General features: G+C 58.3%; 15 protein-coding genes. 12 read left to right on the plus strand and 3 right to left on the minus strand.

The features are described 5' to 3' along the window. Nucleotides 1–10 precede the first annotated feature (10 nt). Complete coding sequence (locus tag IB261_RS16825; protein ID WP_138216812.1) at nucleotides 11–925, minus strand: LysR family transcriptional regulator; 915 nt, start codon at nucleotides 923–925, stop codon at nucleotides 11–13. A gap of 175 nt (nucleotides 926–1,100) precedes the next feature. On the opposite strand from IB261_RS16825, the gene IB261_RS16830 reads away from it, so the two are divergent. Genes IB261_RS16830 through IB261_RS16840 form a run of 3 tightly spaced genes read left to right on the plus strand, consistent with a single transcriptional unit; the run spans nucleotide 1,101 to nucleotide 3,351 of the window. Further along, nucleotides 1,101–2,438 carry a nucleobase:cation symporter-2 family protein gene (locus tag IB261_RS16830; protein ID WP_138216813.1) on the plus strand — a complete coding sequence of 446 codons (1,338 nt, stop codon included), beginning with the start codon at nucleotides 1,101–1,103 and terminating at the stop codon, nucleotides 2,436–2,438. A gap of 56 nt (nucleotides 2,439–2,494) precedes the next feature. After that, nucleotides 2,495–3,004, plus strand: a complete 510-nt coding sequence (locus IB261_RS16835; RefSeq protein WP_138216814.1) for a nucleoside deaminase — start codon at nucleotides 2,495–2,497, stop codon at nucleotides 3,002–3,004. Next, nucleotides 3,001–3,351: a hydroxyisourate hydrolase gene (locus IB261_RS16840; RefSeq protein WP_138216815.1), complete on the plus strand. Its 351-nt coding sequence runs from the start codon at nucleotides 3,001–3,003 to the stop codon at nucleotides 3,349–3,351. The genes IB261_RS16835 and IB261_RS16840 overlap by 4 nt, the downstream gene beginning before the upstream one ends. 52 nt (nucleotides 3,352–3,403) lie before the next feature. Here IB261_RS16840 and IB261_RS16845 read toward each other — a convergent pair whose 3' ends face one another. Further along, nucleotides 3,404–4,177, minus strand: a complete 774-nt coding sequence (locus IB261_RS16845) for an ABC transporter ATP-binding protein (RefSeq protein ID WP_192382626.1) — start codon at nucleotides 4,175–4,177, stop codon at nucleotides 3,404–3,406. Nucleotides 4,178–4,285: 108 nt separating this feature from the next. Between IB261_RS16845 and IB261_RS16850 the strand changes: the two genes are divergently transcribed. The 6 genes from IB261_RS16850 (at nucleotide 4,286) to IB261_RS16875 (ending at nucleotide 10,280) form a co-directional block, all read left to right on the plus strand. Next, nucleotides 4,286–4,627, plus strand: a complete 342-nt coding sequence (locus IB261_RS16850) for a hypothetical protein (RefSeq protein ID WP_138216817.1) — start codon at nucleotides 4,286–4,288, stop codon at nucleotides 4,625–4,627. 106 nt (nucleotides 4,628–4,733) lie between these two features. Next, nucleotides 4,734–5,216 carry a transposase gene (locus tag IB261_RS16855; protein WP_138216818.1) on the plus strand — a complete coding sequence of 161 codons (483 nt, stop codon included), beginning with the start codon at nucleotides 4,734–4,736 and terminating at the stop codon, nucleotides 5,214–5,216. 50 nt (nucleotides 5,217–5,266) lie between these two features. Further along, on the plus strand, nucleotides 5,267–5,398 hold the full coding sequence (locus tag IB261_RS16860) for a hypothetical protein (RefSeq protein WP_353620486.1): 132 nt from the start codon (nucleotides 5,267–5,269) through the stop codon (nucleotides 5,396–5,398). A 46-nt stretch (nucleotides 5,399–5,444) separates the two neighbouring features. Further along, complete coding sequence (locus IB261_RS16865; RefSeq protein WP_138216820.1) at nucleotides 5,445–5,744, plus strand: DDE-type integrase/transposase/recombinase; 300 nt, start codon at nucleotides 5,445–5,447, stop codon at nucleotides 5,742–5,744. A 778-nt stretch (nucleotides 5,745–6,522) separates the two neighbouring features. Next, nucleotides 6,523–8,202, plus strand: a complete 1,680-nt coding sequence (locus tag IB261_RS16870; RefSeq protein ID WP_138216822.1) for a YfjI family protein — start codon at nucleotides 6,523–6,525, stop codon at nucleotides 8,200–8,202. A gap of 1,109 nt (nucleotides 8,203–9,311) precedes the next feature. Beyond that, nucleotides 9,312–10,280 carry a DUF932 domain-containing protein gene (locus tag IB261_RS16875; protein ID WP_151187356.1) on the plus strand — a complete coding sequence of 323 codons (969 nt, stop codon included), beginning with the start codon at nucleotides 9,312–9,314 and terminating at the stop codon, nucleotides 10,278–10,280. A gap of 50 nt (nucleotides 10,281–10,330) precedes the next feature. Here the strand turns inward: IB261_RS16875 and IB261_RS16880 are convergent, their stop codons facing one another. Continuing rightward, nucleotides 10,331–10,561 (minus strand): helix-turn-helix domain-containing protein, encoded by a 231-nt coding sequence (locus IB261_RS16880; RefSeq protein ID WP_138216825.1) that lies wholly within the window; start codon nucleotides 10,559–10,561, stop codon nucleotides 10,331–10,333. Nucleotides 10,562–10,756: 195 nt separating this feature from the next. Here IB261_RS16880 and IB261_RS16885 point away from each other — a divergent pair, with 195 nt between their 5' ends. From IB261_RS16885 to IB261_RS16895, 3 genes are all read left to right on the plus strand, one after another. Then, nucleotides 10,757–11,419 (plus strand): hypothetical protein, encoded by a 663-nt coding sequence (locus IB261_RS16885; RefSeq protein WP_138216826.1) that lies wholly within the window; start codon nucleotides 10,757–10,759, stop codon nucleotides 11,417–11,419. Nucleotides 11,420–11,489: 70 nt separating this feature from the next. Beyond that, nucleotides 11,490–12,083, plus strand: coding sequence for a DUF4339 domain-containing protein (locus tag IB261_RS16890; protein WP_138216827.1), 594 nt, complete (start codon nucleotides 11,490–11,492; stop codon nucleotides 12,081–12,083). A gap of 82 nt (nucleotides 12,084–12,165) precedes the next feature. Next, nucleotides 12,166–13,170 (plus strand): YqaJ viral recombinase family nuclease, encoded by a 1,005-nt coding sequence (locus tag IB261_RS16895; RefSeq protein ID WP_138216828.1) that lies wholly within the window; start codon nucleotides 12,166–12,168, stop codon nucleotides 13,168–13,170. Nucleotides 13,171–13,234: the final 64 nt, after the last annotated feature.

Consider the following 13,234-nt stretch of genomic DNA (forward strand, 5'->3'; position numbering starts at 1 on the left):
ACAGACGCCTTCACAAGGTCGTGGACACGCCGCGCCGATCCAGCTCGAACACCTTGCTGCGCTGCAGGCACTCGCGCAGCCAACGCTCGGCCTTGCCCGGTTGGCGCCGGCGTTGCCAGAGCAGGTCGACGCCCACCAACCAGTCCGTGTGCGGATAAGCCTCCAGCTGCAATTCCACCAGTTCGCCCGCTGCCAGCTCGCGCTGGATCAGTTGCCGAGGCAGGGTTGCCCAGCCGAGACCGGCTCGGACCATTTCCACCAGTGCCAGGTAACTTTCCGCCTGCCAGACCTGGGCGGCTCGAAGGTATTCGCTGCTGGGCAGCTTGTGGGCATGGGCGACGAAGGCCAGGCGACGGTGCGCGTGCAGGTCCGCGAAGCCAACTCGCTCGCGCTGTGCCAGCGCGAACTGCGCATGGCAGACGTGGGCCATGATCAGTTTGCCCAGTTGCTGGAAGGCCAGCTCCTGTGGGTACTCCGGCTGGGAGAACGCCACGCCGAGGTCAGCCTCCCCCTTGAGCACCAACTCGCTGACATCACCGTGCACGGGGTGGCGGATCAGCAGGTCGACGAAGGGGAATGCGACGTCGAATTCGCGCAGCACCGGGATCAGTGAACCGTAGGGCACTTCGATGGCCAGGGTGAGCGAAGGCTCGACCTGTTCCGCCAGGCTGTCGGCGCTGCCTTCCAGCGCATAGCAGCGCTCCAGTACCGCCTCTGCCTGCAGTAACAGCTTGCGGCCGGCAGCGGTGAGGGCCGGGATGCGGCTGGAGCGGTCGAACAGTTCCACGCCCAGGTCCGTCTCCAGGTTGGCGATCGCCGCGCTGACCGTGGACTGCGTCCGCCCCAGACGCCGCGCCGCGGCGGAAAAGGACCCGGCCTGGACCGCCGTGACGAACACCTGCAACTGCTCCAGCGAAAAGCGCATGGCTGATCTCCCTTCGATCCATCGATGCTAGCGATGGTTATTCATTTGTTCCATCGCTTATTTCGCAGGAATATTCCTCCCGACATCGGCAGCAGCTGCCCCCGACCACTGTGCTGCGTGTCACTCCGGGCGCCCGTAATAACAACAAGAGCCGCACCTTCAGGAGATTCATGACATGAGCCTTACCCGCGTTCACCCGGTGGACGAGATCCTGCCCCTGCGGCAGCTCTTCACCTTCGGCCTGCAGCACGTCCTGGTGATGTACGCCGGCGCCGTCGCCGTGCCGCTCATCCTTGGCAACGCCCTGGGCCTGACCCAGGCGCAGATCGTCACGCTGATCAACGCCAACCTGCTCACCTCCGGCATCGCCACGCTGATCCAGACCCTCGGTTTCTGGCGCTTCGGCGCTCGCCTGCCGTTGATCCAGGGCTGCTCCTTCATCGCCCTGGCGCCGATGATCATGATCGGCAAGCAGTTCGGCCTGCAGGAAGTGTTCGGTGCGGTGATCGCCGCCGGCGCCATCACCATCGCCATCGCGCCGGTGTTCAGCCGGATGTTGCGGTTCTTTCCGCCGGTGGTCATCGGCAGCCTGATCACCATCATCGGCATCTCGCTGATGCCCGCCGCCGCTATCTGGCTGGGCGGCGGCAATCCGGGATCGGAGGACTTCGGCAAACCGGCCAACCTGCTGCTGGGGATGGCCACGGTGGCGATCACCCTGGTGATCTATGCGCGTTTCTCAGGGTTTATCGGCAATCTGAGCGTGCTGATCGGGCTGGTCGCCGGCAGCCTGCTCGCCGCCGCCTTCGGCATGACCCACTTCGGCCGGGTGGGCGAAGCAGCCTGGTTCGAGTTGAGCCCGCCAATGGCCTTCGGTGTCCCGCAGTTCTCCCTCACACCGATCCTGATCATGGTCCTGGCGATGCTGGTGATCATGGCCGAGACCACCGGCAACTGCCTGGCCATCGGCAAGCTGGTGGGCAAGCCGACCGATCAGCGCACCCTGGGCAATGCCTTCCGTGCCGACGGCCTGTCGACCCTGCTCGGCGGCATTTTCAACAGTTTCCCCTACAACGCATTCACCCAGAACACCGGGCTGATCGCCCTTTCCAACGTGAAGAGCCGCTTCGTGGTCGCCGCCGCCGGCGCAATCATGGTGCTGATGGGGCTGTTCCCCAAGCTCGGCGCACTGATCGCAGCAGTCCCCACACCAGTGCTCGGTGGCTGCGCCATCGTGATGTTCGGCATGACCACCGTGGCCGGCATCCAGGAACTCTCCCGCGTGCGTTTCGAAGGCACCCGTAACGGCATCATCGTCGCGGTCTCGGTCAGCGTGGGCGTGCTGCCGATGTCCTTCCCCGCCCTCTTCGAACATGCCAGCGGCCCGCTCAAGCTGGTGCTGGAGAGCGGCATCTTCCTCGGCGCGCTCACCGCCATCCTGCTCAACCTGCTGCTCAACAACGACAAGAGCGCTACCGCCGAACCCGCCGGACAGGCCAGCGCCACCGAGTGATCCATCCGGCGTGCGCCCCAGGGCGCACGCACCACTTCACTGCCCAAGGAACTTCCATGACTCACTTCAGCAAGCTCACCCCTGCCGGACTGTCGGATCTCGACCTCGACCTGCTGCGCCAATCGATCCGACTTTCCGAGGAATCCCGTGAGCGCGGGCGCCATCCCTTCGCCGCACTGGTGGCCGACGCCCAGGGCCGGGTGATCGCCAGCGCCGGCAACAACTCGATGCCGCCCGAAGGCGACCCGACCCAGCACGCCGAACTGGTGGCAGCCGCCCTTGCCGCGCGTCAGCTGAGCCCGGAAGAGCTGGCCGACTGCACGCTCTACACCAGCGCCGAACCCTGCTGCATGTGCTCCGGGGCGATCTACTGGACCGGCATCGGTCGCGTGGTCTACGCGCTCTCCGAGCACTCGCTGCTCGGTTTGACCGGCGCGCATCCGGAGAACCCGACCTTCTCCCTGCCCTGCCGGGAAGTCTTTGCCCGTGGCCAGCGTGTGATCGACGTGCACGGTCCAATGCTGGAGGACGAAGCCGCGACGGCCCATGTGGGGTTCTGGGAATGAATGGCGGCCTGTCCATCCATGTCGTCGACATCGCCAGCGGGCGGGTCGCGCAAGGGCTGGAACTGAGCGTGGGGCGGTACGATGGCAGCGTCATCCTGCACGGCCGTATCGATGAGCGCGGGCTGCTGCCGGGACTGGAGGCGCTCTCCGAGCAGTTTGGCAGCGGGGTCTACGAGGTGCGCCTGCAAGTCGCCGATTTCTACCGGGCAGCCGGAGCTGCGCTGCCCGACACGCCCTTTCTCGACGAGCTGATCTACCGCTTCGGCATCGGCGATGCGCACCAGCACTATCACCTGCCGTTCAAACTCACCGCGTGGGGCCTTTCCTGCTTCCGTGGCGGAGCCTGAGCCACGCAACGATGCAGCGGGGCTTCGCCATCGGCGAAGCCCCTGCGCTCGGTCAGGCATGCCAGCAGCGATACCAGCCGTCCTGTTCAGTCACCTTCAGCGGTGCCTGATACAGGGCCGACAGGTGCGAGCTGGTGAGAATCTCGGCCTTTGGCCCGTCGGCCACTACCTTGCCATTGGCGATCAGCACCACGCGCTCGATCTCCGGGATGATCTCGTCCAGATGGTGGGTGGTGATGATCATCGCGTGCTCAGGCCCGCAGAAGCGGCGCAGCAGCGTGAGCATCTGTAGGCTGGCGCCCATGTCCAGGCCGTTGGCCGGCTCGTCGAGGATCAGTGCGCGGGGCTCGTGGATCAGTGCGCGGGCCAGTAGCAGGCGGCGCTTCTGGCCGGTGGAGAGGCGCTGGAACATGCGTTCGGCATAGTCGCCCATCTCCACGGCGGCGAGCATCTCGAGGGACTTTTGGACCTGCTCCGGCGTGGGTTGCAGGTGACCATGGCTGCCGATGGCACCGAAGAAACCGGAGATCACCACATCCAGCGCCTGGGTGAACGGCGTGTAGTCTTCCTGCAGGTCCTGGGAGACGAAGCCGATGCGGCTGCGCAGGTCCCAGAGCGTGACGTTCTGCAGGCCGAACAGGTTCAGCGAGCTGTCCGGGCGATCCACCGGGTAAAGCTCGCGGCTGATCAACTTGAGCAGAGTGCTCTTGCCGGCGCCGTTGGGGCCGAGGATGGCGACCTTCTCGCCTTCGCCGATGTGCAGGGAGAAGCTGTCGAGCACGCGGGTCTGCTGCTGGAAGGCGGTGACGTTGTTGAAGTCGATCATGCGCTTTTCGTATCAGGACTGAGGGCAGACGCTGACAGTAGGCGCGTTAGGCTTTGTACTCAAGCCTTCACTACACTTTCCACATTTCCTGCCAGCGAGTGTCACGCAATGAGTGAACTGGAACCTCCCAGCCTCGATGACGATATCTGCATCCACATCTTTTCAGTCTCGGCCACCATGGTGGGTGTGTGCCTAACAGTGATCGGTATCATCCGGGTCATTCTCACCCTGCGCCGGGAGGATCTGATCATCGATGATCTGTTGGCGGTCAACACGACCTTCTACCTGGTCTCGGCGTTCACTTCCTACTGGAGCTTGCGTACTCACCACACCCTGCGTGGTCAGCGGATGATGCGGGTAGCTGACACCGTATTCCTGATCGCCTTGGCTTTTACGGCTGTCAACGCCGGCTTCATCACTTGGGCAATAACCTCTGCGCCCATCTCCTGATCCGTTGCACTGCATTCAAGCCACCGGACGGCAACTGCTCCAACGTCCCGTCCAGAGAGATGAACAGCGAGTGATCTGTCCCAGACTGAGTGGAAACTGACTTAAGGTGGATAATGTCCACCGCAAGGAGTGTTCATGCCTCCAGACCAGACGACGTTTCCCCGAATCCGTCAAACGCGAAGCGCTAGACCAAGTGCTTGCCGGTACGCCGCTTCGTCACGTAGCCGACACGTTGGCCATCGCTGAAAGCCTGCTGGGCAAATGGAAGCGCCAATATGAACAGCAAGGTGACGATGCTTTTCCAGGCAACGGCAAGCAGCGCGGCGAGAGCTCGGAGCTTCGTCGCCTACGCCAGCAGTTGGCGCAGGTCACCGTGGAGCGTGATACACAAAAAAGCGCTCACCATCTTCTCGCAGCGGACGATGTGAAGTTTCGCGCCATCGAGGCGTTGGCAGGTCGCTATCCCGTAGCACCGATGCGCCGGTTGCTGCAGGTATCACGCAGCGGTTTCTATGCCCGGCAGCACCGACCTCCCTCGGAGAGAGATGGCGAATTGGCGTCTGGGCAAGGATATCCGCACCATCCATGACGGTTAATGGGATCTATGGTCATCGCCGCATCAGGGCTGAGCTGACGGCCATGGGGCAAGCGTGTGGACGGCCCCGAGTCGCTCGACTGACTCGCGAAGCGGCCTGCGTGTTCGTTCGCGAAAACGTTGGCGGCTGGAATCCGGCTGTCGCCACGATCTGTCGATTGCACCGGATCATCTAGATCGCCAGTTCGCCAGGATCACGCCAACCGGCATTGGGTTTCGGACATGCCCCACGCACGGACGGCCCAAGTCTGGTTGTATCTGGCCGTCGTGCTTGATCTCTATTCGCGCGCCGTTGTCGATTGGGCGGTGCAGCAGGCCCTAGTGCACGCCGCGCTAGAGATAGCTGTGGCACGCCGACAGCCACAAGCAGAGATGCTGTTGCACTCGGATCGCGGCAGCCAGTACTGCACCTACGGGTACCAGGCCTTGCTTCGACGACATCGCATCGCGCCCAGCTACTCGCAGCGAGAAAACTGTTGGGATACTCAGTTCACTGTCCTCCTGAACGTAAGCCCAATCTAACTCGTGCTGGGATTGGCTTGCTGGATTGCCTCCGCATTGACCTGTCGATTGGCTGCTGAGGTTTCCTGGCATTGCTAGGCCTGCCGTCAGTGGCCGGATAGGAACCTTGTTTTGCACCCTGAATGTCCTGTCCTACCCGTGGGATAGCGATGCGCCCTCTACACAGGAGGATTTCGCATGCCTGCGCTAATGACGAATAACCCTTATTTAAATAAAACACTAAGCACAGCGCGTCTTAATACTTAAAAAACATCATAGCCTCCAGCATAAACGCCACGACCTAACGTAATCAGCCATGGCGTTTATTCCGAATCGCAGACCCACTCATCTATCAAGGGTGTTTTCTAAATTAGCGTCTCGCTCGTCAATCTTAACAAGAACCCGCTCAAATCACTTTCTCCTCCACCCAGCCTGCACAATGCCTCAGAGAAGATGATTCTGGGAGTTCGCCACCAACAACAAGCCTATAAATTGTTGACTTGGTTAGGTCTATGAGTTCCAAGGATTCTCGAAGTCGCATCGTCCTCATAAGCGGGCTCCTATTCTTCGCTCAAAGGATTGGCGGGTTCGTTAGCAAATCACCGCCAGACTTTACAACACGGAAGCCTCTAGAGTGCTCCCGGGCCGGCCACCTAGCGCCTCCCTACCCCGCCCCCAGAAAGAATTGCTCTAGATCAATTCTTTCTGGGATCGTACCAAATTGCATGAAACTTACGACCCGACTTTGACGTGGTCTGCTACTTTCGCTAGCTCTAGCGGAAATAGCGGAATCATCAATGTGAGCCAGATTTTCGATGCGCGGTTTGAAGACACTGACCCCGCAGACCCGAGAATGCAAGATGGGTGGCCGTGCTATCGGGAGCACAGCCTTTTTGAAGGGGCAGTGGAGGAGTCATCTCGCCAATTAGAGGTATCGCGAGAGATGAGTATGATGTGTGCATTCGGCGCTATGGCTACGGCCTGCCAACGGCATGTAGATGTGCAGATGCCTCCGGGGAACAAGTCGACCACCTCTTTAATGCTGTTAACTATCGCCGAGTCGGGTGAGCGCAAGACCACCACGCAAAATTATTTTTTTGAGTCAATCTCAGCAGTAAACCAAGAGGCCATAGACGCTCACGACGCAGCTCTGCGTGAGCACCGCATAAAGCAAGAAATCTGGAGCACTCAAAAGCAGTACTTTGAGCGCTCGTGGGGAAAGCTGGCCAGCTCAGGAGGTAAGGGGGAAGCAGATGCCGCGCTCCAAGAGCTTGAAGACCACCTAAGGAACAAGCCTGAGCCTAATCGCTCAGAAAAGTTCCTCTATGAGGACACAACACCGCAAGCGCTGGTGCAATATCTTTACGAAAACTCAGCACACGGCTGCCTACTTACCAGCGAAGCCAATAGTATTTTTAACGGAAAGATCGTCAACGAACTCGACAAGTTAAATACTCTTTGGGATGGAGGAAGCCTGATAGTAGATCGTCTTTCTAGAGCCCCGATCACCCTTAAGAACGCCCGACTCACGATGTCGCTGATGGCACAACCCAGCGTAATATCAAACTTTATGGGCCGTCGCGGAGAAGAAGCGCGCGGGACAGGATTTCTCGCTCGTTTTTTGATTTCAAAACCTAAGCCCATGGCTGGAGAGCGCTCTAGCTTGGCAGGAGAAAGGGGAAACCCACGAAAGACCCTATTTAATGAAAGAGTTAGAAATCTATTAGAAGCCCCCTCCCCCAAAGCACGACAAGTATTAACATTCTCTGAACCAGCAAAGAGCCTATGGTTTAAAATTAACGAGAATCTCGAGAAGCAAATGCAAGATGGCGGCTGGTACCGCTACATGAGAGACCACGCATCCAAGCTATTGGAAAACACCAGTCGGCTAGCGGCAATTATCCATGCATTTGAGCGCACATCTGAAGACAACTCAGAAATAGATCTTTTCACTTTAAAATTCAGCTGGAAATTCGCCCAGGCCTGCTCTAGGCATTTTAAGAGCAATCTCGCTAGCGACCCACAAATTGTTACAGACACCTGCGAGCTTGCAAGCTTCTTAATTCAGGAGTGCTATAAGGATATTCGAAACAAAGAGATCCTTGAAGATGGCCTGCACAAGCGGAACAAACGAGGGCTCGAGAGAAGCCTTCCAGCCCATTTGAGAGATGGAATGAGAGCCACGGTAACTCTTACCAAGATAAAGCAGTACGGCCCGAACAGACTTCGGGGACGAGCCAACGCGGAACGGCTACTCGCATCCATCGAAATTCTCACCAGGCTCGGCCATCTTGCCAAGAACGGATCCCAATATAGCTTCAGGGAGTCAATCATAAATAATGGCGAACCAGAACTGAGAAACGGCGAAAGCATTACAATAAATGTTCTCCCGCTATTCAGCGACCAAGAACTCTATAAACCTGAACATCCCATCCGCCATTTAGCAGAAAAGCGCTACTGCATTAGGCTACCAATCTGAATTAGCTGAGCAATTGCGGGCTTCCATTGAAGCCCGCGACAGCAGACTCGCCATTGCGCAAGTGACACATATAAATTCTGGCGCGAATTTCTATAGTAGCTAATCATGTAAACCTTCGACGAAAGAATCTCGACGGCTTGCCTTTTCGATATCTGTCATGCAATTGCTGCAGCTAACCCCACTCAGAAGCGCAACCACACCTCCAACGCCAAGTGCCGAGTCTCCTAGGCCAAAATAGATAGGAGCCTCTAATCCGAGTGCTGCATTCAGCCACTGGGGAAAAAGCACAAAAGTAACAAAAGCAAGCAATCCGCCCCCCCTCCTATCTGCATTGCATATGCGCCCTCCTGCTGCGTTGCGTTACCGGCGCCAGACATTTTCCTGCTGGCCAACGGGGACCAGAGCGCAAGCACGCCGGAAACCTGATCAGAACCACCAACGTTGACATCTCGTCGGACAACCTGTGCGTCAATACTGCAGGCCGCCAGTAGGTAAACGACGACATGCCGGCGACTCTGGCGATGGGTTGCAACCAACTGCTCTAGGGCGCTCCGCGCAGCCGCGAGGTACACCGTTTCCTTGTCGGACCGCGCAGAATCGAAAGCCATTTCAAGCAACGATCTCACTCAAAAAAATCTCAGTCCTATATCACTGCAATGACATACCAACAGGAGAGTCTGCGACATGTCATTGCACTGCCCTAGCTGTCACTCGCACAGGATCGAATCTGCAAAACCCATCATGAAGGCCGGCATCATTGTCGGAACTCTCTGTGGTGCAGCCCGCGGTGCTTTGGCCGCGTTGGCAGGAAATCGAACAAGCATGGCGGGTCCAGTTGCCACGCCCTTAACCCTCTCCGTCAGCTCTCTATCTGCGGTCATTCTCCGAGGCTTGACTGGCGCCATCAGTGGTTGCGCACTCGGCGCGCAACTCGGTGAGCAAATCGACCGTCACTCGCCCACCGACCATATCTGCTTGAGCTGCGGCACTCGCTTCAACCTTTCGGCCAAATCGGTCTCCATCACCTCCACACACTTCAAATAAACATCTCGCCGGTGCTGCGTGCGACGCAGCGCTTTATGCCGGCTAATGCTCAAAGGAATTTCATCATGGCTCATCTCATAGAAAGCATGGCTTACGTTGGCGAAGCTCCCTGGCACGGCCTGGGTAGTCGTCTATCGCAGCGACAACCTCTTGAAGTCTGGCAACGTGAAGCCGGCATGGACTGGCAAATCCAGGAAAGCCCAGTCCACTTTAAATCAGACGCCGCTGGCCACCTCGGCAGCATCCACTCCTTCCCCGAGCAGAAAGTGCTCTACCGCTCCGACACCAAGGCTCCCCTCTCCGTCGTCTCTCAACGCTACCAAGTCGTGCAACCGCGGGAGGTGTTGGAGTTCTACCGAGACCTCACCCAGGTCTCCGGTTACGAGCTTGAAACCGCCGGCGTGCTCAAAGGCGGCCGCAAGTTTTGGGCACTTGCTCGCACCGGGCAGAACACCTCGCTGAAGGGTAACGACCTGGTCAACGGTTATCTGCTCCTGGCCACGTCCTGCGACGGGACTTTGGCCACGACAGCTACTCCGACAACCGTACGGGTCGTGTGCAACAACACCCTCACCATCGCCGTTGACGGCGCCACCCGAGCGATCAAGGTTCCGCATAGCACTCGCTTTGACGCTCAAGCAGTGAAGAAGCAACTCGGCATCGCCGTCTCGCAGTGGGATGAGTTCATGTACCGCATGCGCATCCTGGCCGACATCAAGGTGCACCCGCGAGAAGCGACGAGCTTTTTCATGAACGTCATGTGCGGCGTGAGAGCGAACCAGGAGATACCCGACAAGCTCGTTAACGAGCGCGCACTACGCAAGGTACACGAACTGTATGAGGGTGCCGGGCGCGGTTCGCATCTGGAAGCAGCTAAGGGAACCGCGTGGGGACTGCTCAATGCAGTCACCGAGTTTGTGGATCACGAACGGCGCGCGCGCAGCAATGAATACCGCATGGACTCGGCGTGGTTTGGCCAGGGAGCAGTGATCAAGCAGGAGGCGTTAAATGCTGCCCTGGCTCTAGCTGCGTAGCTCGCGCCAGGCATCCACTGCGCCTATGAGGGAGCCAAACGACATGGACGTCACAGGTTCTCAAACAACAGGGACATCGAAATACCCAGTGCATCAGCCAACACCTTAATAGCATCAAGGCTAGGATTTGCTCCGCCGGTTTCTATGCGGGACATGTACGTCCGGGCAAATCCACATCTCTCCGCAAACTCTTCCTGCGTTACCCCACTAGCCAGCCGCAACTCCCGGACTCGGGAGCCGAAGCGTATGCGGAGGGCTGGATGCTGGGAGGGATGCGTCATTTCCAGATCGTTGATTAATGTGATCTAATCGTGAACACACTAATCGTGACATTGAACAGTTTTCTCATTCCAAAGCCACAGCAGCCCGCACTTGGGAGCATGTCATGCAAGACACGAATTCCTCTTAAGAGACGTTGGCGAACTCGCATCTACCTAAAGCACCACCCAGCAAGGAAAAATCAGAGAGAGAATCCCATGAGAATCGCAGTACTCGTAGCCTTGCTCTTGGCTACCGCAGCAACGGTCACTCAGGCAGCTGACAACGTCATGCCCTGCTCGAAACCGTGGGACCTGAAAGGCTCGCCATTTGGGGGGCTATTCACTGCCGCTGAGGGACCGGCCAGCACGTGCTTACCGCTCGATGCTCCTAAAGTCGCTCGCCTCGTCATGCCTAATGGCGAAGTACGGTCCGTCTCAGGCTACAAACCGGTCACCTGCGGTGAGGATGGAATCTGTGCCCTAGGCAAGGATTTCTACGGCAGTGCGCCCAAAGGAAACTATGTCGTCGCGGCAGGTTGGTACATGGGAGTCGACACGGCCGGCAACCCGGTTTCCTATGCCAATGGCACGGGCCCTGGATTCAACGGCAAACGTCAGACTGCCAATCCCCTGGGAAAACGTGAGCCCGGTGAGAACTTCCACGCGGTCTGTCCTTTTACCGACAGCGAGTACTGCACTGTCGATACGGCTATCGGGCTTATCACTGTGAAGCTGGCCAACCTGCCAACTATCGGTATCCCAGCGCTCAATGAACCCGACGTTACCGCCAAAGGCGGGAACTGCGACTCCCTGCCGATGTGCTACGACAAGAGCGGAAAACAGATCGGCGTAAATGCCGACATGCTTCCTAAAAAATAACCCCCTAAATCCCCCAAAGCACTGTGGAAGCCAACTTCTGCAGCGAGCTCGCTCACCCTAAGGAAATGTCATGAGCACCAGTTTTGATAACGCCCAATCCAACGGCATCGATCCGGCCGGCAATCAATGGCACTACGAGCAAAACGGAGAACGCAAAGGCGGCTTCGATCAGCAGCAGATCATCGACTTGATCCGCAGTGGAACGCTGACCTACGGCTCAATGGTCTGGAAGAAAGGCATGTCAGCTTGGGCCAAGATCGAGCAGACCGAGCTGCGCCCGCACCTGGAGGAGTTTGGTCCGCCGCCCCTCACGGGTTCCGGCGTGAGCAACAAGATTGTCTGGCTGCTCGCCTTCGCTCCGATTATTGGCTACATCCTGGAGTCCTTCGTCGCCGGTCTGTTCGGTGCAAATGAAGCTCAGTGGGAGCGAGCCATGTCGGAGAACCGCTATTGGTACGTCACCCTGGCATTGAACATCGGTTTGTCGGTGCTCGACTCCAAGCGCCTCAAGCAAGCGGGTCATAATGTCAGCCGATTCAAAGGCTGGGTCTTCGTGGTTCCGGTTTACCTGTATCAGCGTTCCAAGCTGCTGAACCAGAACCTCGCCTACTTCATCACCTGGATCGTTTGCTTCTTCATCAGCATCGGTGCTCACCAGGGCTAAGCGCCCTAGCGCACTAAGCCCAAATCCCTTGCACGCCCAGCCGGTGAAAACCTGCTGGGCTTTTTTATGCCCGGAGGTTTCTATGGCCCACGCCTATTTCACCCCTTGCACGGAACAACTGCGCCCTGCCCTGCGCCTGGTTAGCACCAAGGATCTGTCTCGCGACGACTGGCTTGCTGTCCGCAAGCGTGGCATTGGCAGCTCTGATGCTGCCGCTGCGGTAGGTCTTAACCCCTACAAGTCGCAGCTGGAGTTGTGGCTCGAGAAGACCGGCCGCGATTCTGGCCTGCCTAAGAGCGATGTGAACGATGAGGAGAGTCCGACCTACTGGGGCAACATTCTGGAGTCGATCGTCGCACGGCATTACACCCAGCGAACCGGTAATCGCGTACGCCGCATCAATGCAGTGCTGCAGCACCCTGACACCAAACTCGACTGGATGTTGGCCAACATTGATCGTGAAGTCATCGGCGCAGAGGATGTACAGATACTCGAATGCAAAACCGCCGGTCTCAATGGAGCAACTCTCTGGAGAGAAGGCGTACCGGTCTACGTGCAATTGCAGGTGATGCACCAGTTGGCAGTCACAGGGAAGCAGGCTGCCGACGTTGCCGTACTGCTCGGTGGCCAGCACTTGGAGATCCACCGCATCGAGCGCGACGACGAGCTCATCCATTGGCTGATCGAGTTGGAGAAGGAGTTCTGGGGCTACGTCCAACGCGACACGCCTCCTCCTGCAGACGGATCGGAATCCGCAGAGCGCGCACTGCGCTGTCTCTATCCCTTGGACCAAGGCCGCACATTGGATTTCTCGGAGGACGTCTCCCTATCAGCGGCGTTCGATGAGTTGAAATCTGTGCGCGTCACTCTCGACCGTCAAAGCAAGCGAGAAGCAGAGCTGAAGCAACAGCTCCAACAGGCCATGGGAGATGCCAGCCGGGCAGTATTTGCCAACGGCATGGTGTCTTGGCGCAAGGCTAAAGACAGCATCACGCTCGATGTTTCTCAGGCCCTCAAGGAGAAGCCTTATCTCCTCGCCCGCTACCCCACCACCAAAACCGGCAGCCGTCGTTTCCTGATCCTCTAAATGCGCTTCCCCCATTGGCCACCCTGGTGCACCTGAGCACCTAGGTGGCCTTTTTTATTCATCC

This window comes from Pseudomonas sp. PDM20, from assembly GCF_014852575.3.
Lineage (GTDB): Bacteria > Pseudomonadota > Gammaproteobacteria > Pseudomonadales > Pseudomonadaceae > Pseudomonas.

Bases quoted from the DNA above. Each gene is read 5' to 3' on its own strand.
- IB261_RS16825 (WP_138216812.1), bottom strand. From the start codon at position 925: ATGCGCTTTTCGCTGGAGCAGTTGCAGGTGTTCGTCACGGCGGTCCAG.
- IB261_RS16830 (WP_138216813.1), top strand. From the start codon at position 1,101: ATGAGCCTTACCCGCGTTCACCCGGTGGACGAGATCCTGCCCCTGCGG.
- IB261_RS16835 (WP_138216814.1), top strand. From the start codon at position 2,495: ATGACTCACTTCAGCAAGCTCACCCCTGCCGGACTGTCGGATCTCGAC.
- IB261_RS16840 (WP_138216815.1), top strand. From the start codon at position 3,001: ATGAATGGCGGCCTGTCCATCCATGTCGTCGACATCGCCAGCGGGCGG.
- IB261_RS16845 (WP_192382626.1), bottom strand. From the start codon at position 4,177: ATGATCGACTTCAACAACGTCACCGCCTTCCAGCAGCAGACCCGCGTG.
- IB261_RS16850 (WP_138216817.1), top strand. From the start codon at position 4,286: ATGAGTGAACTGGAACCTCCCAGCCTCGATGACGATATCTGCATCCAC.
- IB261_RS16860 (WP_353620486.1), top strand. From the start codon at position 5,267: ATGGGGCAAGCGTGTGGACGGCCCCGAGTCGCTCGACTGACTCGCGAA.
- IB261_RS16865 (WP_138216820.1), top strand. From the start codon at position 5,445: ATGCCCCACGCACGGACGGCCCAAGTCTGGTTGTATCTGGCCGTCGTG.
- IB261_RS16875 (WP_151187356.1), top strand. From the start codon at position 9,312: ATGGCTCATCTCATAGAAAGCATGGCTTACGTTGGCGAAGCTCCCTGG.
- IB261_RS16880 (WP_138216825.1), bottom strand. From the start codon at position 10,561: ATGACGCATCCCTCCCAGCATCCAGCCCTCCGCATACGCTTCGGCTCC.
- IB261_RS16885 (WP_138216826.1), top strand. From the start codon at position 10,757: ATGAGAATCGCAGTACTCGTAGCCTTGCTCTTGGCTACCGCAGCAACG.
- IB261_RS16890 (WP_138216827.1), top strand. From the start codon at position 11,490: ATGAGCACCAGTTTTGATAACGCCCAATCCAACGGCATCGATCCGGCC.
- IB261_RS16895 (WP_138216828.1), top strand. From the start codon at position 12,166: ATGGCCCACGCCTATTTCACCCCTTGCACGGAACAACTGCGCCCTGCC.